Source organism: Psychrosphaera sp., from assembly GCF_982872775.1.
Genome location: NZ_CEYNSH010000033.1, coordinates 23,346 through 31,030, shown reverse-complemented (window position 1 = coordinate 31,030; position 7,685 = coordinate 23,346). Strand labels below are relative to the sequence as shown.

Sequence of the window (7,685 nt, the reverse complement as noted above, 5' to 3'; positions counted from 1 at the left end):
GCGGCTTTGACGTCTCGGCAGCATATCTTTGATAGGGTGAGCGTAAGCTTGCCATAGGCTCTTAGGTTCGAAGTCTTCGACACCAAAACGCAAAAGCGGGTCGGACTGTGATTGGCTTTTTGACACAGATTTAGCTGACACCAAAGTGCCAAATAGTCGGTCCCAAATCGCCAAAGCGGAGCCAAAGTTTTTGTCGTGATGTTCGATGGCCTGGCTGTGATGTATCTGATGTTGGGCTGGTGATATAAACCATTTTTCGAGAGTGCTTCCCCAACTCAACCACACTTGTGAATGACGCAAATTAGCACCAAACAGGTTAAACAAAAACACACCAATATTTGCGCCCGCAATATTGTAAAAGTTGAGTTGGGCACTGAATAAGTAAACACCCACACCAATCGTCACGGCATTGACTAACATGAGTCGTGTCGCATACAACCAGCTCTCAATCGGATGAGTGCGATAAACCGTGATAGGGGTAAGCACCTCAGCGCTGTGGTGTAGTTTGTGAATCGACCACAAGGCCGGGATTTTGTGCATTAACCAGTGCAACAAGAACCGACTAAAGTCATCGAGTAAAAATAGCACCAGTGTGAAGGTCACCATAACGGTGGTATCGCTGACATCTTTAAAAACGCTTTCACCGAAAAGGCTATTCAGTGTGTTGTTGAGCCAAATGGCGATGGGAGCCACAGAAATGAGCACAGGTGCAATTAGCCATAGCTTAATGCCAATATTGACCAACCAGATTTTGACATCGAGTTTGGAAGAGGTGCTAAGTAGGACATCTTTGCCAAACGCACGGCGCCAATTAAATTGACCTGTGCGTTTGTATTCAAAGAAATAGACGAGCCCGACTAAAACCACCGTCGCCAACGAATAGCCCCAGAACAATCGTTTATTGGGATTGGTTGCATGGGCAAGCAAGGAATCAAAGGCTTGGTTTAACCACTCGGTAGCCATTGCAGTAGCCGATGCAACTGCAAGTCCAAGTTCTCCAATGTTTCCTAATTCAATTCCAATGCTCACAAGGCTATTCTCTTTTAAAAGTCGTACTTATAACCGAAAAACACCTGACGTGGCTTACTTGGCCTCGCACCAAATGGACGACGACTTACCAGTGCCACTTTATCCGTTACGTTGTCGACTTTGGCATACACGCTGCCCCAGTCACCTAACTCATAACTCGCTGATAAATCGACAACTGTGTAAGCATCGGTGGTTTGGTTAGACAAAGCGACGTTTTGGCCTGCGGCTTCTTGCATTTCGTCTGTGTATTTCACTAATACATTAAACTGCCAGTTGTTACCCGCTAAACCAAGATTGACCGTTAACTGCTGTTCCGGCAAGTAAGGCACAGCATCACCGGCCGTGATGTCACCCCAAAGTTCAAAGGTCGACTCAAAGCTGTTTTTAAACTCAGAGTCTGTACGCGTGTACGTAATCGACCAAGGTAAATCGAAGTGCTCTGAAACGTATTCGCGACGTTGCAAATTAAGTTCGATACCTTTTACGTCAACTTCGCCACCGTTGTATTCTTGGTCAACACGAGCAGTATTGGTACATGAGGCAGACGCTGAAAACGAACAGCTTTCTTTTAAGTTATCAAAGTCGTTAAAGAATAAAACACCTTCAAACTGAGTGTTTTGGTCGTTGTAGCGGTAACCAAGCTCGTAGTTGATGCTTTCTTCTGGCTTGATCTCTGGGTCTTGTTTTGGACTCGTCGGTACGAAACCTTCGTGAATACCAGCAAATACACCCATGTCATCGCTTAATGTATAAAACGCTGAAGCGCTGTATAAAAAGACATCGGTCTTTTTGCTTAACCAGTCTTGTTCTTTGCCTTCCACTTCGTTTTGATACTTGCTATCGAGCAGCTCAGCGCGACCACCAAGAGTCACATCTAGTTGGCCAAAGGTAAGGGTGTCAGCCAAATATAGAGATACGGCGTCCGTTTCTTCGTAGTTTACCGTTGTGAAGCGCGGGCCGATTTGATCCGGCGTTAACACACCTGATTGCATGAGGTAGTTTTGCTCGAAATGATCGCGGTCAATGCGATCTTGGTGAAAACGCACACCCACATCAAATAGGTTAGAGACACCAGCGATGTCTGTCCTGAACTTGATATCAGACTGGATGCCACGTGAATAATAAGAACGATCGTTTGTGCCTACTACCAATTGTTCAAATAGAGCTTCTGAGTCTTTTTCGCCTGTAATTACTAGGTAATAGTCTTGGTTTATGTCTTCATTTGGCGCTGCAAGAATTTCTTGTAATGTTGGGTTGGCAGCCTTATTACCGTTTTGGGTAAAACTGTTTGACGTGCGGCTTTGGGCAAAACTGTTTACTTTGCGCCAGGCACGAGTAAATTCATTATTATAAAGACGAGTGGTCACACTTAGGTTATCGCCGGTTAAACGATGCGTTAATTGAACTTGGTCTTGTTCCCAGTCCATGTTGGCCGCTTGGCTGATAGCATAACGACGGTATGGGTTGGCCTTAAAGTCCTCATCGGTCAAACCTAAGTAAGTCTCGTTTGAGTCTTCGTTAGAATGATTGAGTTTGATTTCAAACGATTGCTCAAGGGCTTTTTCAAAAAGGGTAATGCTATTGGCATAACCGACTTTGATCATGATGTCGTTTTTAACAAAACCTGAGTCTTCATCAAATAGGCTTTGCGCGCGGTTGTCTATGTCTTTAAAACCATCAGCAGCCTGACGTAATGCTTCACCAACAAAACCAACTACACCGTCATTTAGCTGATAGCTAGTACCGAAATGACCGTGTAATTTGTTATAGCCATTTGAGCCGCCAGCGATTTCAATTTGGCCTAATGCCGCATCCGGAATAGTACGGGTGGTTAAATTAAGCGTACCAGCAACCGTATTTGGACCGTACTTAACTGCACCTGGACCTTTGACGACTTCGACCGACGTCATTCGTGCCATTGACGGGAAGTAATACGCCGCTGGCGCTGAATATGGCGCAGGACCGATTAACACTCCGTCTTCTAAAATATTAATCTTTTTACTACGCTCTGGCGTGACGCCACGAAAACCGATATTTGGGCGTAAGCCATAGCCGTCTTCTTGACGAATGTTAACACCAGGGACATTGGCTAAAATACGGTGAATGTCATCGTACTCAAACTTTTCTAATGCTACTTCGTCTAATAATGTTACCGAGCCAGCTTCTTTGTTTAGCTCGTCGCTACGACTAATAATTTGGATGTGCTCGATGTCATCCTTTACAGCCGGTGCACTGGCTTCTTCTGCTTGAGCAGACGCTACAGAGCCAAGCATAGTAACGGCGGTTAATACCGATAAGCTCACCGGGTTTAGGTTTAACGATTTGCGCAGTTTTTTACTCATCATAGTTCTTGTTTTGGTAATACGTTTTGTCATTAGTCAGCGTCTCCTGCAGAAGAAGCAGGTAACTGCAAAGAAAGGAAAGTGATAAACGCCGATTTTAAGTTGTCTGTCACTTTTTTGATGTCTTCATATAAGGCCTGCACCTTTGCGGGCTCGTTTACGACGGCTGTTTCAAAGTCACCTTCAAAAGCGTCAATAGCATCAATCATGGCTTGAATGTCTGCTGCCATGGTGACGGCTAGGCTCTCAGCATTCACTGCGACTAAGTAGTCATCAAAACCCGTGTCTGTATCAGCGTCACCGCCTTTAAATATACGTTGCATCGCAACCATGTTGGCACGGATGTTTTGTAAAGAGTGAGCACTAAGTTGGGACTCAATGTCTTCTGTACAAGTCGCTGTGCCACAACTGTTAGTGATCAAGCCAACCGGTGCACCTAATTTGGCGTCTTTGGTGATCTTATCGACATAGAATAGGGCGTCTGAAACGCGGTTGATGGCTTCATCAATTGAGGCAAATTCACCGTTGGTTTCGGCATTTTTAAGTACAGTTGCGTATCCTTGCTCGCCGTCGGTTTGGCCTTCAGCCGTCCAAGCAAGCTCTAGCTCTTGTGCTGATGCGTTTATGTCATTGGCGACTTCAACGGCAAATTCACAACGGGCAATTTGACGTTCAAGGACGGGACGTTCATTCCAGTTTTCTGGTGCGAAATCGTCGTTGCTACAGCTATGGTCTACAGACTCACTAAATAAAAGGTACTCTAGTGCATCCATACCACGACGAGTGGCAGTACGGCGGGTGATGTCATAATCTGAGCCATTAGTGGCACCAGCTTCAAAAAAGCCAACATCTTGGTCAACCGCACATTGGTTGGTGACAGGCCAAGAATAAATTTTATTTCTAAGCTCAGCGTCGTTGGTTAACAATGGGCCCAGCTGCATCACTTCTAGCTGTTGCCAATTAGACATGGCTGTTTGCCAGCTTTGTTTTGCTTGGTTTAACAACTCGTTGTCAATGGCTTGATTGGTTTTAAGAGCATCACAATATGCCGTCGTTGCATCTAATTGAGCCGCACTATTTACCGAAAAGTCTTGAATTGTTGGGACAAAAACCTTATCGGTTAAATCAACAAGTAACTGACTTTTATTAAATGTCGTTGATGGGCCTGAGCCATTATTTGTCGATGAGCCACCGTTAAAATCAGCACCAGCACTACTGCTTACTGAGTCGTTACACGCCGCTAGAAAACCTAGTGTAGCAGCCACTGTAAGAGACTTGGCGAAAGGAGATACCGAAAGAGCCATTATAAACCTCAAGTTAAAAACGTAGTTGTATTTGTTGTCTTCTTAAAATCTTTTAAAACGCAAAAAGGCTGACGTGTGTCAGCCTTGTTTACGCGATTGCTAAATATTACCAGTTGGCAACATTTTCTGCATCAAAGTCATAGGCTTGCTGTAATTTAGTACGAGCTTCAGCAAGGTCAGCTAAGTAAGCTTCAATCTCTGCCTCAACTAATACTGGCGCATCGCCAATTAGATCATTCACTGCAGCATGTTCTGCATCTGTCAGTGGAGAATCAGGGTTGAATTGTAAGCTAATTACGAAGCCTTTTAATTCTGACCAGTGCTTAGCAACGGTTGCAAAGTCAAACTCCGCAGTACCAAACGCTTCTAAATCAGCTGTTGTGTCATTGATGTAATGAACAGCAGTTGCAGCGATAGCCATTTCCCAGTTTAGGATTGCTTGCTCGGCATAACCCTCTAACTCAGTCATTTGCTCAGCAGTTAGTTCGCTACCCACGTTGTCGTTGATTAACGCACGACCTTGAAGGAAAGCTTGCATTGCGTTTTCAGTGAAGTCAGTTGGGTTTGTGTTATCAGCTGTACCACGGTCGCGTTTCGCTGCGTTTTGTGAATGACCAAAGTTAAACTCTGAGTTTAAGTCAATCATGCCGTCGTCGTTTGAGTCATGCATACCAGCAAAGTCTTCACGGCCGCCTTTGTTAGCGATTTCATCGTCTGAGTAAGAAAGGTAGTCACGTGCTGCACCAAAGTAACCAAAGCCTTCGTCGAATTGGTGTTCAAGGTTAGTGTAAGCTTTGCCTTCAACTAATACTTCGTTGCTGGTTAAAAGACCTTTGCCTTCAACATCGCTACCTAAGTAGTCATCAGCACCTTGAGAGAATGCAACTGCACCTAACAATGTCTTTTGAATAAGTTGTTTGTAGTCTACGCCGTTTTCACCAATGTAAACTTTAGTAATTGTGTCGCCATTAAAGTCAACACGTGTACCGCCGTCGATGTAAGTTTGAGCGTTAGCTGCAATCGCGTCAAAGAAGCTAACGATTAGCATTTCAGGGCTTAGGTACGTCTCAGATTCGAACGCAACAAAACCTTCAGTGTTCCAGTCTTTGTGCTGACCCGTTGCGTCGTTACCCGCGATTTTACCTTTTAGGTTTTTAGTAGAGCCAGAGATCTCTTTTAGTGTTTTTTGCTTTAATTCAGCAATAGCAGAGATAGTTAGTGCTTGCTCACCGATACCTAAGTCATAGTCAGTGTCAGAAATGTCGAAAAAGCTCATAAGCTTCGCTTTAACTTCTGCACCACTCGCAAACATACTGTCATCTAAGTCAGTTTGAAGTTGGTTGTTGATGTAGTTGTTTAGCTCAGCGATTAATACGTGGCGAGCAATCTGGCCACTGTAAGCAACGCTGTCTTCGTTACTTAGGCTGTTTGTGAATGCGTAAACGTCTAATACGTCTTCAACAGTGATATCTAATGTTTTAGTAAAGGTGTTGTTTGCAGAGTCTGTAACCGTAACTTCAACGCTTGTTGCTGTTTCAAGTTCAAAATCAAGCGCTAGCTCTGGCGCTAAAGAAAGCGTGTTGCCTTCGATAACAAAACCTTCGGTCGAAGTAGTGAAAGTGAATGTCTCACCTGCGTCGGCATCGGTTGCGCTAAGAGTACCGATTTCTGCGCCTGCTGCATTTTCTGCTACAACAGAAGCTGAAAGAGTGATGTCTGTAGGAGCGGTATTTACTTCAACAACTGGCTCTTTATCGTCGCTGCTTGAGCCACATGCAGTTAGTTGAGTTGCTGCGATTACTGTTAAAGCTAGTAAAGATTTTCTAAACATAGTTCCGTTTCACCTAATATGAATGAGAATAGTTATCATTTGTTGAGGCGAACTATAGATAATAATTAAATGAGAATCAATCTCATTTCCAAAATTTATTTAGAAATATCAAAGAAAAATTCATTTTCCTTGTAAAAGGTGAGTCGCTCACCCGTTTTTGGGTGTTCGATGGTCAATTGTTCAGCGTGTAAATTTAGACGAGACACTAACGCAATAACATCATCAGGGGCATATAAGCGGTCTCCAATGATAGGATGACCAAGCTGTTGCATGTGTACTCTAAGTTGATGACTTCTTCCTGTGATGGGAGTCAGCTTGACTCGAGTAACCGGTTCACCTTTATATTCAAATCGCTCTAGGACCTGATATTTAGTTAGACTGGCTTTGCCTGTTTCATAACAGACTTTTTGTTTTGGTCGATTGGGGTAGTCGACGATAAGCGGAAAATCGATTTCGCCTGTGTCATTAGCCAAATGGCCATGAACAATCGCAATGTAATACTTAGTTGGCGTTCTCTCGGCAAACTGACGATTAAGGTGACGGGTCGCATCTAGGTGCATGGACATGACGATCACACCCGAAGTCATCATGTCGAGCCTGTGAACAACACAACTTTTTGGCCACACCGCCTGTACTCGAGACATGAGCGAGTCAAAGTGCTCGATTTTACGACCTGGCACACTTAACAAGCCACTTGGTTTATTAAGAACGACAATGTCATCATCTTGATAAAGGATGTCTAGGTATGGAGAAGTAGGAGGTTGGTAGTTAAGTATTGCCACGTTGGTCGTTCATAAAAAAATGGGGTAACGCAAGTTTACCCCATTTGTTATTGATGTGCAGTATGGCTAGGCCATTCTTGATGTTTAATTACGGTAGTTAAGAATGGTCAACCACAATCAAACGCAAGGCATCGAGTTGGACTTGAGCGGCATCAATCTCATTGACACACTGCTCTAACTGAGTTTTTAAAAACTCAATTTCTTCATCGCGGATACTCGGGTTGACGGCCTGTAATGCTTGAAGTCGACTCAACTCTTGTTGTCTATCTTCTATCAGCGCCGCTTTGGCTTTTTCAGTTACTGCCGTAACTTGCTCACCGACATTGGCATTGGCTTTTTCAATTAACGTGCTCACTTCGTCCTTCAAAGCTTTGATTAATTGAGTCGCCATGGTCTT

5 protein-coding genes and 1 pseudogene are annotated in these 7,685 nt (G+C 44.0%); all 6 read right to left on the bottom strand.

The genetic code is table 11. From position 1 onward, the window contains the following. Positions 1-1,029: sterol desaturase family protein (locus AC4E96_RS10350; RefSeq protein ID WP_490255764.1), on the bottom strand; the 1,029-nt coding region annotated here is incomplete at its 3' end. 14 nt (positions 1,030-1,043) lie between these two features. After that, entirely contained in the window at positions 1,044-3,404 is a 2,361-nt protein-coding gene (locus tag AC4E96_RS10345) for a TonB-dependent receptor family protein (protein ID WP_490255763.1), read from the bottom strand. Further along, entirely contained in the window at positions 3,404-4,675 is a 1,272-nt protein-coding gene (locus AC4E96_RS10340; RefSeq protein ID WP_490255762.1) for an imelysin family protein, read from the bottom strand. Before AC4E96_RS10340 ends, AC4E96_RS10345 begins: the two co-directional genes overlap by 1 nt. A 106-nt stretch (positions 4,676-4,781) precedes the next feature. Then, positions 4,782-6,506, bottom strand: a complete 1,725-nt coding sequence (locus tag AC4E96_RS10335) for a DUF4856 domain-containing protein (protein WP_490255761.1) — start codon at positions 6,504-6,506, stop codon at positions 4,782-4,784. A 95-nt stretch (positions 6,507-6,601) separates the two neighbouring features. Then, positions 6,602-7,288 (bottom strand): bifunctional tRNA pseudouridine(32) synthase/23S rRNA pseudouridine(746) synthase RluA, encoded by a 687-nt coding sequence (gene rluA, locus AC4E96_RS10330; RefSeq protein WP_488033680.1) that lies wholly within the window; start codon positions 7,286-7,288, stop codon positions 6,602-6,604. Positions 7,289-7,385: 97 nt separating this feature from the next. Continuing rightward, a pseudogene (locus AC4E96_RS10325) lies at positions 7,386-7,685 on the bottom strand (RNA polymerase-associated protein RapA); the annotation flags it as partial.

Bases quoted from the DNA above. Each gene is read 5' to 3' on its own strand.
- AC4E96_RS10345 (WP_490255763.1), bottom strand. From the start codon at position 3,404: ATGACAAAACGTATTACCAAAACAAGAACTATGATGAGTAAAAAACTG.
- AC4E96_RS10340 (WP_490255762.1), bottom strand. From the start codon at position 4,675: ATGGCTCTTTCGGTATCTCCTTTCGCCAAGTCTCTTACAGTGGCTGCT.
- AC4E96_RS10335 (WP_490255761.1), bottom strand. From the start codon at position 6,506: ATGTTTAGAAAATCTTTACTAGCTTTAACAGTAATCGCAGCAACTCAA.